Below are 17423 nucleotides of genomic sequence, written 5' to 3'. Positions count from 1 at the left end.
ACGGCCGGAGGTGGGACCTCGAGCCAGCCAACGCAGTGTCCTCGCCACGGCCGCGGTGACCGAGGCGGCGCCACGGCCGCACCCACCCCAGCCCCACAATCAGGCTTCAGAATCGGACAACCAGCTTCAGGACGCCGGTGTGCGCCGACGATCGGCGCACACCGCACCGCAACGTCTCGGAAGATCCGCACGACAAACCAGCCGGGGGTGCACCGAATGACCCGATGCTGGTGGAGGACACCGACCGAGCCCGAACGTCGCGCAGCGACGCGCACCGCCCCATCGCCACCCGCCGCACCCAGCGGTCGTGCCGCGGTCCGCGAAGACGCTCCGCCCGATCCCCGCGACACCGCTGCGACCACCGGCGGACCGGCCTGCCCCGCAGGATCGGCCAGAAGGCCGGAGCGGCATGACCCCCACACGATCAACAGCCCCACGCCCACCCCGCTGTGAGCGTGATTGACCCACACCGGGACCGGCAGGCTGAGCAGCTCAACCTCGGTGCCCTCGGATATCGGGCCTGCCGGCCCGGGTGATGACCAGCTCATCGATGAACGCGTTCATTGTCAAGGGCCAGTTGAATCTCCCCGCTGGCGGCATCGTCCGGTCTGGAAGTCCGACGAAGCGCTGCTCAACTGGCTGTCATCGCTCTGACCATTATGTGGCCGGCGCCGGCACCCACGGCCGGAACACCCGCCGCTGCCCGGCGTGCAGCCGCGCCTTGACCTCCGCGACCGTGCGCCGGGTGGTGCGCTCACCACCGGTGAACCCCATCGCGGAGATCCGCTCGTGCACCACGTCGGCGCGCACGCGCCCGTCCGAGCGCACGACCAGTTCCTCGATCTTGTCCAGGTACTCATCGATCGGCCGGACCCGGTGCTCCCGGGCGACCGGCGGCCGCCCGGCCTCCCGCAGCTCCACATACCGGGCCACGGTGTGGTGATCCGGCAGACCCTCGCCGCCGGCACCATGTGGTTGATCACCGGGGAGATATCTGGCCGCCAGCGGGGAGAACGCTGGCCGTCACCGGGGCGGTAAATGGCCGCCTACGGGGAGTTTGGACTGGCCGCCGTCAGTTCATCAACAACACGATGCCCCGAACCCGGTTCCCGGGATCGTCGGGCACCGCCCGCCACCGGCCGTGGTCGCACACACACCCGGACCCGGCGCGAACCGTCGGTCAACACCTCACCACGCCCGTGACCTCAACCTGCGTGGCTGTCCATCGCCCAGATCATCGGCGGCAGGACGTCGAGATGCGCAGGCCAATCGGAGTGGCATGCGAGGTCTTGGTCGGGGCACGACCTGGCCGCGGTCCGTGCCATCGACCTCGCCCGGCCGGCACTGGCAATCCGATTGTCGACACCTCCAGCAGCTTCATGCCGGACAGGTGGCCCGCAGCCTCACTGCCCCCGTTCGGTCGGGCGGATGAGCACCTCGTTGATCGCGACCCGACGCGGGCGGGTGTCGTTGACAGCGGGTGCCGACAGGCCAGACCGTCCCCGCGATGTCGACTGCGTCCGTCCGCTCCATCGTCCTGGAACCGCGTTCGCATCCTTCCTGCACCTCGGGGCGGTTGTGCCCGGCGAGCTCGGTGGTGACAGCACTCGGCTCGATCAGCGAGACTCGGATGACCGCTTGGCCACCTCCTCGCGCAATGACTCGCCGAACACGCCGACTCCGTGCTTGGTGAGGTCGAAGACGCCGCTCCCATTGCGGGGGCACGCGCCCCGCGGCGCTGCTGATCAACACGAGATCAGCGACCCGGCGCTTCTCGGCGGACGCAGCCTCAAGCAGGTGCGGGAGCACAGGATTCGCGATGAACAGCAGCCCCAATACTTTGATGTCAACCATCCGCTGCCACTCCATGAACTGGCGCGTTCTCGAGCGGGCCAACAAGATCACGCTTGCGTTCGCCACGACGATGTCAAGCCACCCGAACCGCGCGACCGCCTGCCCGAATGCCCCTCGTGCGGCCGCCTCATCGGTGATGTCCGCCTCGATCACATCTACCTCGGCGCAATCGGCTTTCAGCCGCTTCGCCAGCTCGGTCAAAACCGGTCCGCCAGCGCGCGACAATTGCGACCCGAGGGCCGCGACCTGCCAGTTCGGACGCGCCCCAACAGTCCGCCCACCGTCCCGCGTTCGGCGTAATTCGGATCATCTAGTGCCGCGATGTTAGGCTTGACCTGGGGAAACACGTTGGAACGTCGCGCAGAGCTGAACTCGTAGTTGCACTCCGGGACCAACCCAACCGCCACCCAGACTGCCCTTAGAAGCCCTGCCCGTCACCCATGCCCAGACAAGCCTATTTCAGGAGCATCCTTAGGGGCTGTGGCTCCGATGTCGATGTGGACGCCTGCGAGTGCTCCCGCCGCAAGCTGATGCAGCAGATCGACAAGTCTCGCGCGAGGGATGCTGTCCTTGATATACGCTGTGCCGTTCAGCATCGAGAGAATGACTTTGACGACGGCCCGAATATCAATCTCGGTCAGGTCGTGACGCTGCGCCGCGACAACGCCGCACCAGATGTTCTCATAGTCACGTTGGCGCCGCTTCAGCGTCCGGAGCTCACGTATCGGTAATTCCTGTTGCTCCCGCAGGTACACAGCGAGCACGATGCGTTCCCGCGCAGCGAAGTCGACGTGCAGCGCGACCAGCTGCCCGATGGTGGAGAGCTGTGCCGTCTCATCTGCGAGGATCGTCTGAGCGCCGTCCAGTAGATGGTCCATCGTGACGTTGCACAACGTGGCCAGCACTTCGGCCTTACTGGAGAAGTGGCGGTAGACCGCCGGACCGGAGATCCCGACAGATCGCCCAAGATCATCGATGCTCACCGCATGATAGCCCCGCGCGGCGAAAAGATCGGCTGCAGCGTGGAGTAGCGCTGATTTTCGCAGGGACCGCGCACCGTGTCCACCCACGACAGCCATCCACTCCCCCATCGCCCGCCTTGGCCACGCCCAGACTAGGTTAGCCGCCCCTAACCGGTCCCGCCTAGCCGGGGGCCCGCCGTCACCGAGATCGACGACCGGGCCGACAACGTCGGCAGTCAGGCTCCAAGCCATCGCTCCTTCGGGAGCACCGGCTGGTCGAGTCGGCCCTTTCCGGCGAGCACCCGCTCGAACTGCTGGAGGTGGCGCAGCATCGCTTTCGACGCCCGGTCGGCGTCCCCCGCCGCGACAGCCCGAGCGATGCTCCGGTGAGCTCTCCGGGTGTCGGCCATGTCCTGCTCGGACAGGTCCTCACCCGGGACGTGCCACGTCAGTTCCTGCCCGAACGCTGCGATGACGACGCGCAGGATCTCGTTGTTGCTGCACACGCCGAGTGCCTCGTGGAACTCGACCGACGGCGCCCATGACACGCTTCGCGACGTACCGGCCTCGGCCAGTGCCAGCAGCCAGCCGCGCTGCTCCTCGGTCGCCGAACGAGCCGCCGCCGCAGCAGCAGCGGGCTCGACGAGCTGCCGGAACTCGGAGAACGCACGCATCGACGTCTCGGCGAGCGTCAGCAGGAGCGCCAGCGATCGCGTCACCTGACTGAGATCAGGGTGGGCCACGCGAATTCCGCCGTGCGGCCCACGCCTGATCTCGATCAGGCCGTCCGACTCCAGCAGCCTCAATGCCTCCCGAACAGTCCCGCGGCTGAAACCGTGCTCAGCGATCAGGCCGGCCTCCGACGGCAGGTGCTCGCCGACTTGCATCCCGCGCCCGAGGATCTCACTGCGCAACCGGTCGGCAAGCACATCCGACGCCTTGGGCACCCTGGTTTGGCGCCGCGCCGCGGACCCGTTGACATCCGCAGAGTTCAGCCCACCCACGTCGTGCTCCCGCCACAGTTACGTCGACCGGTCCCCGTAACGGCAAGGCATATCAGCGCACGGGACTCGGCTTACGTCATGAAGCATAAGGAACTACAGGCATCAACGCGCGCGGGGCTACTGGATCTCAAGTCCGGCAGCCTCCAGCTTGCGGTAGAGCGTCGACCGGGAAATGCCCAGCAGCGCTGCTGCCGCCTTCTTGTTGCCACGGGCCTCGCTCATCGCATCCATGATCGCGCTCAGCTCAGCCTGCTCGAACCTGCTCATCCTCCGCCGGCACGCGTTGGCGCGGAGGTCTGCAGGCAGATCGCCGACGTGCACCTCCGTCCCCTGCGCCGTGGCGACAGCGCGCTCTATCGCAGCGCACAGTGCTCCCGTGTTCGCCGGCCATGCCACACGGAGCAACAGCGCCATGACATCCGGTGCCAGCCTGCGGGAACCGGCGAAATGTCGGGCCAGTGGCGGGACGTCGTCGATGCGGTTGCGCAGCGGCGGGAGCACGACGACGACGACTCGCTGCTGCTCGTTGCCTGCCGGCAGATGCATGATCTTGAGACCGGCTGTCGCCAGGCAGCGCCATCCACCCGCTCGCGCCGCGTCGAGAAGCGCCGTCACTCCGCTGATCGCGGCCGGCGACAGCCCGTCGACGTGGCGGATGATCACGCTGCCCGGCTCGCCGTCGAGCTCCGCCCGCAGCCTCTCCATCCACCAGGACGGGCCGTCGACCGACATGGTCGACGCATCATGGATGACCAGGCGCCCGCCGCCGTGGTGCTCGTGTGCGGCCACGGCCACGGCCGTCTTCCCCACTCCGGGCTCGCCGCAGATCACGACGACCTGGTGAGCTACGGCGGCCGCCACCTCGCCACAGGCCCGCAGCCATGCCGGGTCGGAGCCGACGAGACCCGGAAGTGGCTGCGGCTGTGCACGGCGACGGGAACAACCGGGTTCCCGCATCCCGGGTGCCTCTCTGATCTCGACGATGGCGCCGATCGACGCGCCGCCGTCGTGCAACTCCTCGCTGCGCACCACCAGCTGGCGGCCACCCGGAAGGTCGAGGTCGGAGGCGACGGACGCGGAGGACGACAGCAGCCGCGAGATGTGTTCCCACAGAAGTGCCTGCTCGGTTCCGTCGAGCATCTGCGCGGCGCGCGGTGACGTGATGAGCATCTGATCGCTGATCACGAAGAAGTCGCCGCGCCCGCGGCGGGACACAGCCAGGAACCGGTCGAGCAGTGCGCGCTCGCCGGCCGACTGCTGTGCGAGCAGCCGTTGTCCGATCTTCTCGGCGGTCTGCTCGGCGATGAAGTCGATCACCTTGTTGTCGTGGTCGGCCGCGCAGGTGACGTCCAGCAGACCCCGCAGTCGCTGATCGACCCCGAAGATGGGCACGCCGACGCAGGTGAACTGACGCAGCTCCTCCGAGTAGTGCTCGTGTCCATCGACCCGCACACGACGGCCGAGCTCGATCGCCGTACCCACTCCGTTCGTACCGACCTCGCGCTCGGCGAAGATGAACCCGGTCGCGGCCGACACCGAGTCGAGGCGGGAGAGCAACTGCGTGGTGGACGACCTGCGATCGATGATGCGGGCCGAGGGATCGGTCAGCAGGAAGGAGAGCCCGACGTCCCCGAGGCGCTCGTTGACGTGGTCCAGAACCGGCTTCGCCGCTCGGATGAGCGGAGCGTCGGGATCGACGTCGGGGGCGTAGCGGGGCGAGATGTGGTCGGCCGGGACGTCGAGGTACGAGCAACGACGCCAGGACACCGCGATATCGGGCCGGGCCGACCGGGGTACGTTGCCGGTGAGGAACCGTTCGCGGTCGCGTTCGACGGTGCGCTCACGGATCGTCATCCATCACCCCGCGATCTCCGGCCGGCGTGCGGCGTTCGGCTTCGGTGCCGCGGATAAGATTATACCGATTGAGCCGGGATCCGTGCCCCGTTCTGGGACACGGATCCCGGGCATCGGTCACTCGAAGCAGTTCGGTGCGTGCTTGAACTCGGCCCAGTCCTCCGGGTCGTGGCTGATCCAGATGGTGGCGTCGGCCGAGTCGCGGAGCAGGTTCAGCCTGCGGATTGACCGCAGCGACTCGACTGTGTCGGCGTCGTGGGGCATCGGGGCGATCGTCGTCAGGGCGTCCCGCAGGTGCACGGTGTCGCCGGTGAGGATGAAGTTCCTCCCCGGCAGCCGCACAAGCAGGCTCAGCTCACCCGGGGTGTGCCCGGGAGTGAACAGGATGACGAGGCTACCGTCGCCGAACACATCGTGGTCGACGCGCGGGACCTCCAGCACGTTGCGGCCGCGCAGCGGTTCGAGGTCGGCCTGCCGGAAGAACCCCGCACCGGCGGGGTCGGGCCAGAAGCCAAACCGCATGTCGCCCTCGCCCACGTAGAACTGGGCGTCCGGGAAGAGGTACAACCCGCCCGTGTGGTCGAAGTGCGTGTGCGACGCGATGACGTACTTGACGTCGGACGTCTTGTACCCGAGCGCCTTGAGCTGCGCGTCCACCGTCTGCTCCGGGGTGAACCTCAGCCCCAGGTGCTCGGCGAGCGGCCCGTACACGCCCTCCGGGTCGGTGGCCGCGGCCGGGACCAGCCCAGTGTCGAACAGCACCAGCCCCTTCGGGTGCTCGATGAGGTAGGCCGGCATCGGGATCGTGCACTCACCCGCCGCTCCGAGCAGGAGCAGCGACCTGTCGACGGTGAAGCTGGGCGAGTCGAGCGCCCACATCCGCTTGGCCGTTCCGGGGGAAGCCATGATCGTCTCCTTCCGCGATCAGTTGGCCGCCGGGACCCTGGCATGCACGTCCAGGTCGACGCTGCTCGGTTCGCGCTCGATGCGGCCGCACTCCTTGTGCAGCACCGGCATGATCTCCTCGGCGAAGTACTGCATCTGCGCCTCGATCTCCTCGCCCTGGAAGCCCCCGGCCTCGAACCAGGTGTGGAACATGAAGTCGTCGTAGCCGCACTGGTCCTTCACCTCCATGATCGAGTCGATCACGTACTGCTTGGAGCCGTGGATGGCGACCTTCTTGTCCCGCAGCATCTTCGCGGTCACCTTCGTGTTCAGGTCGTAGAACGGCTCATCGGCCTCGGCCAGCACGGCGGCGAAGCCGAACGGGCCGTAGTAGTCCCACTGCAGCTCCAGCGAGCGGGCGGCGCGGTCCATGTCGCCGAGCCCCTTGTCCACGCAGTGGATGTAGCGGCAGGTCACCACGCCGCGGCGGCGCTCGGCGTCCCAGCCGCGCTTGAACTCGCCGCGGTTCTGGCGGTCGGGCCAGCCCGCCTTCTCGGCCTCCGCGTGGTACAGGTCGATGTTCTGCTTCAGCCGGGAGTTGGGCTCGACGATGAAGTAGCCGTTGATGCCCCGCTCGGCGGCGAACCGGATGGAGCGGGGGCTGGTCAGCGGCTCCCACATCTGCGGGTAGGGCTTCTGCAGCGGCTGCGGGTAGACCGGGATCTCCAGCAGCTTGGTTGTGGTGGCCTGCACCGGGTTGCCGGCGGAGTACATGTCCGGGGCGCCGAGTTTGAGCACCTGCTCGAGCGTGCGGCCCATGCCCTCCTGGCTGAAGTAGGCGTGGGTCTGCTTGTGACCCCACTTGGTGTAGGACGGCGGGATCGACATGAACTCGCCGTGGTGCGACATCGAGTCCTGGGTCCAGGCCTTGATGATGATGTCGTAGGCCTCCTCGAAGTAGGACCGGTTGCGCTCCTGGTCCTGAATCGTGGAGCCGTAGGCCCAGCCGAACACCTCGTTCTCCCGCGGCTGGTAGCCGCGGCCGATACCGAACTCCACCCGGCCGCCGCTGATCACATCCAGCATCGCGGCCTGCTCGGCGATCCGGATCGGGTGGTGCCAGGTCACGATGTTGGCGGCCTGACCGAGCCGGATGTTCTTCGTCCGCGACGCGATCGCCGTCTCGGCGAGCAGCGGGTTCGGGCTGAGCTCGGCGCCCTCGGGCTGGAAGTGGTGCTCGGTCTGGAACCAGTAGTCGAAGCCGAGCTGGTCGGCAAGGATACCCTGGCGCACCTGGTTGACGATGGTCCGCTGGGCCGAGGTGTGCGTCGCTGCCAGGTCACCGTCGTTGACGGCCACCGTGTCCCCGTTGTACTGGACGTTCTTCACGGGCAGGTCCGAGGCCCCGTTGTGGAACACGCCGATTTCGATTGCCATTGCCGTTCTCCGTTCTCCGGCTGGTGCCGGTTGCTGTGCTGCGTTGTTCGGGACCGGACGCCCGGGTCACTGTGTCGAGTAGCCGCCGTCGATCACGAGCTCGGAACCGGTCACGTAGGAGGCCTCGTCGGAGGCCAGGTAGGGCACGCCGTAGGAGATCTCCTCGGGCCGTGCCATCCGCTGCAGCGGCGTGGCCCCGACGATGATCGGGATCACCTCCTCGGGCACCCCCTCGGACACCATCGGGGTGTCGACGATCCCGGGGTGCACCGAGTTGACCCGGATGCTGGCCCCGGCGAACTCGACGGCCGCGGTCTTGGTGAGCAGCCGGACCGCGCCCTTGGTGCCCTGGTAGGCGGTGGCGCCCCCACTGCCGATCAGGCCGTAGATCGACGAGGTGTTGACGATGGAACCGCCGCCGGCCCGTCGCATCGCCGCCGCGGCGGCCTTCATCCCGAGCCAGACGCCGGTCTGGTTGGTCGCGACGATCCGGTCCCACGACTCGCGGGTGGTGCCCTCGACGCCGGCCATGTCCAGCACCCCGGCGTTGTTGACCAGGATGTCGAGCCGGCCGAAGCGCTCCTCGGCGAGCGCGACCGCGGCGTTCCAGCCGTCCTCTTCGCGCACGTCGAAGGCGTGCGCGACGACCTCGTGACCCTTCGCGGTGAGGGTCGCGGCAACCGCACCCAGCTCGTCGGCGAGGATGTCGCCGATCACCAGACGGGCTCCCTCGGAGGCGAACAGGGCCGCGTGGGCGGCCCCCTGTCCCCGTGCTGCGCCACTGATCAGCGCGACCTTGCCAGCGAGTCTGTCACCCATTGTCGTCTCCTTCGGTTGGTCGTTCGGGTCGTGTAGCCGCACTCAGCTGGTGCCGGCGTCGGCCGCCACATGGGAGTGGGCGTGCCCGCTTCCCCCCGAGTGGCCGTGATCGTGCGACACGGGATCGGCCGCGGGTCCGGCGTTCTCCCGCAGGGAGCGCTCCTGACGCTCCAGCTCCCGGTCGAGGCTGCGGTTGTCCCCCCTGGCCCTGGCGACCCAGGTGCGCGCGGCATCCGGTGTCATGTGGCAGAGCCCGGGCACGTCGCGGTTGTCGAGGCAGAGCGCGCGTTCGGGCTTGCCCGGCTTGTGCTCGACCGGCGGCGCCGCTCGGCCGGAGAGCCCGACCGCCGCGAACCGGCGTTGGGCAGGGGCCCGGCAGGCCGGGCACTCCATCGTCGTGGGCGCCGGGTTGGACACGAAGTGCTCGCTGCGTCCGTCACACGCCTCGCACCGGTAGTCGACGATGATCATCGTGCCACCTCCGTGCGGTACCGCTCACGGGCGTCGGCGTCGCCGAAGCGGGCCCGCAGGACCTTCTTGTCGAACTTGCCGACCCCGGTCTTCGGGATGGCGTCGACGAACAGGAACTCCTCGGGGATCCACCAGCGGGCGAAGTGCTGCAGCAGGTACGCCGTGAGCTCCTCCGGGGTCACCGCGGAGCGCGTCACGACGCAGGCGAGCGGGCGTTCCAGCCACTTGTCGTGCGGCACCGCCACCACCGACGCCTCCACGACCGCCGGGTGCGCCATCAGCGAGTTCTCCAGCTCCACCGAGGAGATCCACTCCCCGCCGCTCTTGATCAGGTCCTTGGACCGGTCGGTCAGCTGCACATAGCCGTCCGGGTCGATCACGCCGACGTCGCCGGTCTTGAACCAGCCCTGCGCGTCATAGCTGGCCGGGCTGCGCGGGTCGTCGTAGTAGGCGCTGGCCATCCACGGCGAGCGCAGGTGGTACTCGCCGACGGCCTTGCCATCCCACGGCAGGTCGGTGCCGCCCTCGTCAACGAGCCTGACCTCGCACAGCGGCAACGGCAGACCCTGCTTGCCGCGGACGTCGTAGACCTCGTCCTCGGTGACGTGGTCGTGCTTGCTCTTCAACGCTGTGAACGTGACCAGCGGCGAGGCCTCGGTCATCCCCCAGCCCTGCGGCACCACGATGTCGTGGGTGTCGGCGAACCACTTCATCAGGCCGCGCGGCGGGGCCTGCCCGCCCAGCCAGAGCACATCGAGCGAGGAGACGTCGTAGTGCGGGTCATCACGCTCGAGCAGGTCTCGCATCATCACGCCGATCGTCACCGCGCCGACGGCGTGGGTGACCTTGTGCCGGTCGATCAGCTCGAGGTAGTGCTTCGGCTCGGGGTGCGGTCCGGGCAGCACCAGCGTCGCACCCTGCAGTGCGGCGGCGAAGGGGATGCCCCAGCTGTTGGCGTGGAACATCGGGCTGATGGCGAGGAAGATCGCCTCCTCGCGCACCCCGATCGAGCCGTGCAGGCACAGGGCCAGGGTGTGCAGCACCACGCTGCGGTGGCTGTAGAGCACGCCTTTGGGGTCACCCGTGGTGCCCGACGTGTAGCACATCGCCGACGCGGTGGTCTCGGGGAAGTCGGGGAACTCCAGCTTCCCGTCCTGCACGGCGAGCAGCTGCTCGTAGGAGTGGACGGGACTCAGCGTGGTCTCCGGCACCTCGTCGGCGAGCACCACGTAGGCCTGCACACCGGGCAGGTCGGGGGCGAGCCGCTCGAGCAGCGGGATCTGGTCGGGGTCAATCAGCAGCACCCGGTCGCCGCCGTGGTTGATGATGTAGCTGATCTGCTCGTCGAACAGCCGCAGGTTCACGGTGTGCAGCACGGCGCCCATGCACGGCACGCCGAAGTAGGCCTCGTAGTGCCGGTGGGTGTTCCAGGCCAGCGTCCCGACCCGGTCGCCCGGCTCCACGCCCAGCGCGGTCAGAGCCTGGGCGAGCTTGCGCGCTCGTACCGCGTACTCGGCGTATGTGTAGCTGATGTCCTCGCCATCACCGGTCCGGGAGATGATGCGCTTGTCCCCGAACACGCGTTCCGCGCGCCAGAGCAGCTGCTTCATCAGCAGCGGCCGATCCATGATCAGGCCGTCCATATCCACCTCCGAGCTCGATCCATCCGCTGAACGACGCTAGCCACCAGCGCAGGAAGTGGCGTGTGTCACTTCGTGACACGTGCCTGCGGCTCGACGCCCGGACCAGCGATCACGCGGTTCGACCGGCGCCGGATGACCCGTGCTGAGCATCGGAGTGTTGCGTTCTGCATCACACCCCTACCCAGCAGGACGGAGACGATGCCCGACGCGGCGCTTTCCCCACCGGGGACGGCGGCCCGACCGGACGAGCAGCAACGCGCGAGAGGGAGGTACCGCGGCCCGCTGCCCGACGCGAGCAGCCACGCTCAGAACGTGATCAGCAGTCAAGTCACTCGATGCGTGAGCTGGAACCAGGTAGCCAAAGCACCGGTCACACGCGGAGGCGGGCCGGACAGCTGAGCCGAGCCCCCGCGCCAGCGATCATGGCGGAGGGGTCGCCCCGGTCGGTAGGGCCGCGCACGCGGCCCCACCGGTCGTTCACGTCCGTGGCAGGAGGTGGAACGCGCGCCGGAAATACACCGCTGGAGTCTCCGGGCCGATCCGCACGGTCTGGACCTGACCGACCAGGATCGTATGGTCCCCGCCCGGATGGCGATCGTGCAGCGAACATTCGAGGATCACCGACGCGACATCAAGCACCGGGAGGCCATTGTCATCGGCAACGAATCCGGCGTCGGCGAACTTGTCCGCTCCGCGGGTCGCGAAACGCAACGCAAGCTGCGCATGGTCAGGATGGATCACGTGGACGATCCACCGCGTGGCGCGTTGGAAGACCTGTGCGCATTCGGCTGTTGTCGCCAGGCACACGAGCACGAGCGGTGGCTCCATCGAGACCGAGCAGAACGACGTCGCCGTGAAGCCCCACCAGCGGCCTGACGGATCAGCGGTCGTGACGATCGTGACCCCGCTGGGAAAGGACGCCATGGCGTCCCTGAACAGGTGCAGACCGTTCGAGTCGAGACGAGGACCGTCCTCGCTCACCGCAGTGCCGTCACATCCGGGTCGCCCACGTACCCCAGCTCGTGGTCCATGCGCACCCGCTTGGTCGTCAGGTAGGCGATGTTGTCCGCATTCGGGGCGATGATCAGCGGTTCGCGGGCGGCGATCCTCACCCCGTGCCCGGCGAGCCCGTGGTACTTCGCCGGGTTGTTGGTCATCACGCACACCTGTCGCACACCGAGGTCACGCAGGATCTGTGCGCCGATCCCGTACTCCCGGCTGTCGACGGGCAGCCCTTGGGCGAGGTTCGCCTCGACGGTGTCCATGCCAGCGTCCTGCAGGTTGTAGGCGCGGAGCTTGTGGCTGAGCCCGATCCCCCGGCCCTCGTGGCCTCGCAGGTAGACCACAGCACCGCGGCCGACCGCCCCGATGCGCTCCATTGCCGCCTGGAGCTGCTCACCGCAGTCGCAGCGGCGCGAACCGAACACGTCCCCGGTGAGACACTCGGAGTGGACCCGCACCAGCACGTTGTCGTCGGGGCCCGGGTCGTCCGGCTGGCTCACGTCGCCCATCACGAGCGCGACGTGCTCGCTGCCGTCGAGCTCCGAACGGTACGTCGTGACCGTGAACTCGCCGTACGGGCTGGGCACCCGGCCGGCCGCCTGGCGCACCACGAGGGTGTCCGTACGCCGGCGGTACCGCACCAGATCCGCAACCGTGATCGAGACCAGCTCGTGCTGCTGGGCGAACCGTGCCAGCTCGGGGCGTCGCGCCATGGTGCCGTCGGCGTTGGTGACCTCGGCCAGCAGGCCGGCAGGTGCGAGGCCCGCGAGCCGGCAGAGGTCCACGGCGCTCTCGGTGTGCCCGGCCCGCCGCAACACGCCGCCCTCGCGGGCCCGCAGCGGGAAGACGTGTCCGGGTCGGGACAGATCTCCCGGCCGCGTACCCGGATCGGCGAGCGCGCGGATCGTCGCCGCGCGGTCCGCGGCCGACACCCCGGTGCTGGTGACGTTCTTCAGGTCGACCGAGACGGTGAAAGCCGTCGCTCTCGGGTCGTCGTTCTCCGCGACCATCGGGGGCAGCTCGAGCCTGTCGACGAGCGCGGCGTCCATGCCGACGCAGACGAGCCCGCTGGTGTGGCGGATGACGAACGCGAGCATCTCCGGTGTCGCCAGTTCGGCGGCTGCGATGAGATCGCCCTCGTTCTCGCGGTCCTCGTCGTCCACGACGAGGACCATCCGACCGCGACGCAGCTCCGCCAACGCGGCGCCGACCCGGTGGTCCTGGTCCATAAGGATCACGATAGGAGGCCTTCGCACCGACGACGTGTACCACATCGCGACACGTCGTCCTGATTCACTCAGCCCGTCATGTCACAGTCCTAAATCAGCGGCGGGACGGGAATGGCACACTCGCTCATCGTGACGACGACGGAGACGGACATCCTGACCACTGCACGCACCCAGGTGCTCGAGAACGGCGCCGGTCTCGACGAGGCGCAGGTGCTGGAGGTGCTGCGGCTGCCCGACTCCGAGCTGGATGCGCTCCTGGAGCTGGCCCACGAGGTGCGGATGCGCTGGTGCGGGCCGGAGGTCGAGGTCGAGGGCATCATCTCCCTGAAGACCGGCGGCTGCCCCGAGGACTGCCACTTCTGCTCCCAGTCGGGGCTGTTCGAGAGCCCGGTGCGCTCGGCGTGGCTCGACGTGCCGTCGCTGGTGGAGGCGGCCAAGCAGACGGCCAAGACCGGGGCCACCGAGTTCTGCATCGTCGCGGCCGTGCGCGGGCCGGACAAGCGGCTGATGGCGCAGGTCGCGGCGGGCATCGCGGCGATCAAGGACGCCGTCGACATCAACATCGCCTGCTCGCTGGGCATGCTCACCCCCGAGCAGGTCACCGAGCTCGCCGCGATGGGCGTGCACCGCTACAACCACAACCTCGAGACGGCGCGCTCGTACTTCACCAACGTCGTCACCACCCACACGTGGGAGGAGCGCTCCGAGACGCTGCGGCTGGTCCGCGAGGCCGGCATGGAGGTCTGCTGCGGCGGGATCGTCGGCATGGGCGAGTCGCTGGAGCAGCGCGCCGAGTTCGCGGCCCAGCTGGCGGCCCTCACCCCCGACGAGGTGCCGCTGAACTTCCTCAACCCGCGCCCCGGCACCCCGTTCGGCGATCTCGAGCCGATGGGCGGCCCCGACGCCCTGCGCACGATCGCGGCGTTCCGACTGGCGATGCCGCGCACCGTGCTGCGCTTCGCCGGCGGCCGGGAGATCACCCTCGGCGACCTCGGCGCCCGCCGCGGCATGCTCGGCGGCATCAACGCCGTGATCGTCGGCAACTACCTGACCACGCTGGGCCGCCCCGCGGAGTCCGACATCGACCTGCTCGGCGAGCTCCAGATGCCGATCAAGGCACTGAACGATACCCTCTGAGGAGCGACGCTCACTCCGGTTCGGCCGGCGCCCGCTGTGGGAGCGGGCGCCGCGCCGGACCGACGTAGTCCTCGCGGTCGGGCGCCAGCATCCGGAACCGGGCCCCGCTCTCGATCTCCTCCAGCATGTGCGCCGCGATCCCCGGCAGGAACGAGATGAGGCTGACGACGTACATCTGCGGCGGCGCGAACCCCAGCTCGGTGAGCACGCGGGCCAGTGCGCCGTCGATGTTGAGCGGGAGCGGTCGCCGGCCGGGGCGCAGCGCGTTGTACTCGGCGACGATCGCGTCGTGCAACCGGCTGACGGTGCCCTCCACACCGTGCCTGCGCGCTACATCCAGTACCGCGACGGCCCGGGGGTCCTGTTCGGTGAACTCCGGGTGCCCCGCCCCGGGTAGCGGCTCCTGCGCCTCGCGGCGCTCCCTCGCGACGGCGGCGGCCACGGCCGACACCTCGGCGCCGGTCGGGTCGTCCCCGAGACGCCGCAGGGCGGCGGACAGCATCTCCCCCGTGTGCTCCGGCGAGATCGTCCGGCGCCCCGCGCAGGACAGCGCCGCGAGGATCCCGACGGAGGTATCGGGGTTCACCGAGACCGCGATGCGCCCGGCGAGGATGTTCGGTCCGCGCGCGGCCGGGTACGACATCAGCCCGCACAGCACGGCCTCGAACACCGCGGCCTGCGCGGCGGTGGGCAGTTCGCCGCGCAGGGTCAGCCAGGTGCACTCGGCGTAGCTGCGGCCGCGGATCAGGTCCGACAGCGGGTAGCCCCGGACGTAGATATCCTCGTCGTCCATCTCGGTGATCGCGGTACGGAACCGCAGGCCGTCGCCGCTCGCCATCGCGGAACGCCCCACTCCCACTGCCGGCCCGCTTGCCGCCGGTCAGATGTCGCTGTCGGCCAGGAACGCCAGCACCGTGGAGGTGAAGGCGTCGTTGTCGTCGCCCGCGACCATGTGACCAGTGGCGGACACGTCCACGTGCCGCGAACCGGGGATGAGCTCGAGGAACTCCGCGACACCCTCGTCGCTGACGATGTCGGACTGTTCCCCGCGCACCAGCAGGGTCGGCACGGTGACCCGCCGCGCCGCCGCAGCGGCCCGTTCGTGGGTGGTGGAGCGACGCGGCTCGGAGTCGATCTGCAGGAACGCCGGGTCCCAGTGCCAGTACCACCGGCCGTTCTCCCGCTGCCGTACGTTCTTGCGCAGACCCTCGGTGGTCGGCGCGCGCTTGCGGTGCGGGTTGTAGGCCCGTACGGCCTCCGCGACCTCGTCCAGCGAACCGAACCCGTCGGGGTTCGCGCTCATGAACGCCATGATCCGGGCCACGCCCGCGGGTTCCGCCCGCGGCACGATGTCGACGAGCACGAGCGCGCGGGCCACCTCCCCAAGCTCGCCCTGCGCGACGAGCGAGGTCATCCCGCCCATCGATGCGCCGATCAGCAGCGGGCGTTCCTCCATGGCCCCGACCACGGATGCCAGGTCGGCGACCAGCCCGTCGATGCCATAGTCACCGTCGGGCGACCAGTCGCTGTCGCCGTGCCCGCGGGCATCCAGCGCGACCGAGGTCCACCCGTTGTCGGCCAGGGCGGCAGCTGTGCGGAACCAGGAGTGCCGGGTCTGGCCGCCGCCGTGCAGCAGCAGCACGGCCCCACGGTGCTCGCCGACCCCGTCCCAGCGGTCGCCGACGATCTTGCCGGCAGTCCCGTCGAACACGACCCGTTCACCCGGGCGGACGGCGTTCACGAGCGGGAGCTGATCGTCGCCGTCGGTACCGGACCGGGAAGGGTTGCATCAACCATGTCCGCACCCTAGACGTCCGGTCGAGCTCGGGCGAGGGACGACGCCACCCTTTCTTCAACCATCAGTTCAAAGTTCGTCCGACACGTCGTTCTACGATCAGATGTTGGAGTCCACCCAATGCTGCACCGGCGGCGAGCAGCCCCGGCCGGGGAGCCGCCGGACACGGGATGAGCCACGCACCGGCCCGCGCACCGGCGCGATGCTGCGGACCTCGGACCCGCCAGGGCGGGGCACAGCCGACATCGCCGCGGCGGTGGTCCACCTGGAACGGATCGGCGCCGACACGATCTGGGCCGGCGACCACCTCGCCTTCCACACCCCGATGCTGGACAGCGCGATCGCGCTCGCGACGGCGGCCTCGGTCACCAGGACGCCGTCGATCGGCACCTGCGTGCGGCTGATCGCGCTGCGCAACCCGGCCTGGGTGGCGAAGCAGATCGCCACGGCGCAGGCCGTGTCCCGGGGACGGTTCGCCCTCGGGGTCGGCGTGGGCGGGGAGAACCCGGCCGAGTGGTCCGCCGCCGGCGTCCCGGTGCGGGAGCGAGGCCGCACTCCTGGACGTGCCCGCGCTCCAGCCCACCGCCGGCATCCCACCCGGGCGCCCCTGTTCAGCAGCCCGGCCCGGCCGAGGGGTGGAACAGGCGCAGGAGGTTGGACGCGACCGCGGCGGCGGCGGAATCGAGATCCTTCTTGCGACGGCCGCGGAACCACACCGGCACGTGGTTCATCGCGCCGTATAGGTTGTGCATCGCCACGTCCTCGTCCACGACGAACTCACCGAGGGCGATACCGCGGCGCACCACCGCGCGGAAGATCGCGTCGTGCTGCTCACGAAGGCGCCGGGTGCGTCGGCGGTAGGGCTCCGGCCAGTCCTGCGGCTGGATGAACAACCGGGCCATTTCCGGGCGAGTGCGGACGACCAGGTCCAGCTGGCTCCTGATCAGCAGGCCGAGCTGCTCGGTCGCGGTGCCCGGGTTGGCCTCGACGAGGCTGCGCAGCTGGTCGTTGAGCGAGCTGCCCAGCTGTTCGAGGCAGGAACTGACCAGTGCCTCCTTGCTCGGGAAGTAGTGGTAGAGAGAGGCCTTCGTCAGGTCCAGCCGATCGGCGATCTCATCCAGGCTCAGGCCGTGGTAGCCGCGCTCGGCGAGCACCTCGGCAGCCGCGGAGAGGATGTCCTGCACCTTGCGGTCGCGGCGCCGCGCGACCCGCCCCGGCGGCGGCTGCCACGGCACTCCGACCGCCCCGCTCATCCATCAGCTCCCCGGTTCGGTCTCCGAGGCTACCAGGCGGTCGACAACCGACGAGGGTCCGATATCCCACCCGATGGT

General features: G+C 69.2%; 15 protein-coding genes and 2 pseudogenes. 2 read left to right on the top strand and 15 right to left on the bottom strand.

Translation table 11 applies throughout. The features are described from left to right. Positions 1-675: 675 nt before the first annotated feature. The 12 genes and pseudogenes from BGP03_RS16345 to BGP03_RS16290 all read right to left on the bottom strand — a co-directional run. Positions 676-945, bottom strand: a pseudogene (locus BGP03_RS16345) (IS21 family transposase); the annotation flags it as partial. 432 nt (positions 946-1377) lie between these two features. Beyond that, positions 1378-2079: an SDR family NAD(P)-dependent oxidoreductase gene (locus BGP03_RS16340; RefSeq protein ID WP_363093897.1), complete on the bottom strand. Its 702-nt coding sequence runs from the start codon at positions 2077-2079 to the stop codon at positions 1378-1380. A gap of 209 nt (positions 2080-2288) precedes the next feature. Next, positions 2289-2933 carry a TetR/AcrR family transcriptional regulator gene (locus BGP03_RS16335; protein ID WP_296368571.1) on the bottom strand — a complete coding sequence of 215 codons (645 nt, stop codon included), beginning with the start codon at positions 2931-2933 and terminating at the stop codon, positions 2289-2291. A gap of 119 nt (positions 2934-3052) precedes the next feature. Then, on the bottom strand, positions 3053-3820 hold the full coding sequence (locus BGP03_RS16330; protein WP_296368573.1) for an FCD domain-containing protein: 768 nt from the start codon (positions 3818-3820) through the stop codon (positions 3053-3055). A 117-nt stretch (positions 3821-3937) separates the two neighbouring features. Then, positions 3938-5356, bottom strand: coding sequence for a helix-turn-helix domain-containing protein (locus tag BGP03_RS16325; RefSeq protein ID WP_363093894.1), 1419 nt, complete (start codon positions 5354-5356; stop codon positions 3938-3940). Between the two features lie 435 nt (positions 5357-5791). Then, a complete protein-coding gene (locus BGP03_RS16320) occupies positions 5792-6580 on the bottom strand; it encodes an N-acyl homoserine lactonase family protein (RefSeq protein ID WP_296368576.1) in 789 nt (262 codons plus the stop codon). A gap of 18 nt (positions 6581-6598) precedes the next feature. Beyond that, positions 6599-7996 carry an LLM class flavin-dependent oxidoreductase gene (locus BGP03_RS16315; RefSeq protein WP_296368578.1) on the bottom strand — a complete coding sequence of 466 codons (1398 nt, stop codon included), beginning with the start codon at positions 7994-7996 and terminating at the stop codon, positions 6599-6601. A 66-nt stretch (positions 7997-8062) separates the two neighbouring features. Further along, positions 8063-8815 carry a glucose 1-dehydrogenase gene (locus BGP03_RS16310; protein WP_298800930.1) on the bottom strand — a complete coding sequence of 251 codons (753 nt, stop codon included), beginning with the start codon at positions 8813-8815 and terminating at the stop codon, positions 8063-8065. 42 nt (positions 8816-8857) lie between these two features. Next, the gene (locus BGP03_RS16305) at positions 8858-9286 is read right to left on the bottom strand and encodes an FmdB family zinc ribbon protein (protein ID WP_296368582.1); all 429 of its coding nucleotides are present in this window, start codon (positions 9284-9286) and stop codon (positions 8858-8860) included. After that, the gene (locus tag BGP03_RS16300) at positions 9283-10929 is read right to left on the bottom strand and encodes a long-chain fatty acid--CoA ligase (RefSeq protein ID WP_296368584.1); all 1647 of its coding nucleotides are present in this window, start codon (positions 10927-10929) and stop codon (positions 9283-9285) included. The genes BGP03_RS16305 and BGP03_RS16300 overlap by 4 nt, the downstream gene beginning before the upstream one ends. A 477-nt stretch (positions 10930-11406) precedes the next feature. Further along, positions 11407-11910 (bottom strand): flavin reductase family protein, encoded by a 504-nt coding sequence (locus BGP03_RS16295; protein ID WP_296368586.1) that lies wholly within the window; start codon positions 11908-11910, stop codon positions 11407-11409. Further along, positions 11907-13160 (bottom strand): bifunctional 3,4-dihydroxy-2-butanone-4-phosphate synthase/GTP cyclohydrolase II, encoded by a 1254-nt coding sequence (locus tag BGP03_RS16290; protein WP_296368587.1) that lies wholly within the window; start codon positions 13158-13160, stop codon positions 11907-11909. Before BGP03_RS16290 ends, BGP03_RS16295 begins: the two co-directional genes overlap by 4 nt. Before the next feature lie 111 nt (positions 13161-13271). Between BGP03_RS16290 and bioB the strand changes: the two genes are divergently transcribed. Then, complete coding sequence (gene bioB, locus BGP03_RS16285; RefSeq protein WP_296368589.1) at positions 13272-14297, top strand: biotin synthase BioB; 1026 nt, start codon at positions 13272-13274, stop codon at positions 14295-14297. Positions 14298-14307: 10 nt separating this feature from the next. Here the strand turns inward: bioB and BGP03_RS16280 are convergent, their stop codons facing one another. Beyond that, complete coding sequence (locus BGP03_RS16280; RefSeq protein ID WP_296368591.1) at positions 14308-15135, bottom strand: citrate/2-methylcitrate synthase; 828 nt, start codon at positions 15133-15135, stop codon at positions 14308-14310. 42 nt (positions 15136-15177) lie between these two features. Then, a complete protein-coding gene (locus tag BGP03_RS16275; protein ID WP_296368593.1) occupies positions 15178-16008 on the bottom strand; it encodes an alpha/beta hydrolase in 831 nt (276 codons plus the stop codon). A 187-nt stretch (positions 16009-16195) separates the two neighbouring features. Between BGP03_RS16275 and BGP03_RS35935 the strand changes: the two are divergent. Then, positions 16196-16579 (top strand): annotated as a pseudogene (locus tag BGP03_RS35935) (LLM class flavin-dependent oxidoreductase); the annotation flags it as partial. Positions 16580-16703: 124 nt separating this feature from the next. Here the strand turns inward: BGP03_RS35935 and BGP03_RS16265 are convergent. Next, positions 16704-17345, bottom strand: a complete 642-nt coding sequence (locus BGP03_RS16265; protein WP_296368597.1) for a TetR/AcrR family transcriptional regulator — start codon at positions 17343-17345, stop codon at positions 16704-16706. Positions 17346-17423: the final 78 nt, after the last annotated feature.

Origin of the sequence: Pseudonocardia sp. 73-21 (genome assembly GCF_001899645.1) — a bacterium.
GTDB lineage: Bacteria > Actinomycetota > Actinomycetes > Mycobacteriales > Pseudonocardiaceae > Pseudonocardia.
Note: the sequence above shows the minus strand (reverse complement) of the source record. Positions and strands in the feature narration are given on the sequence as shown.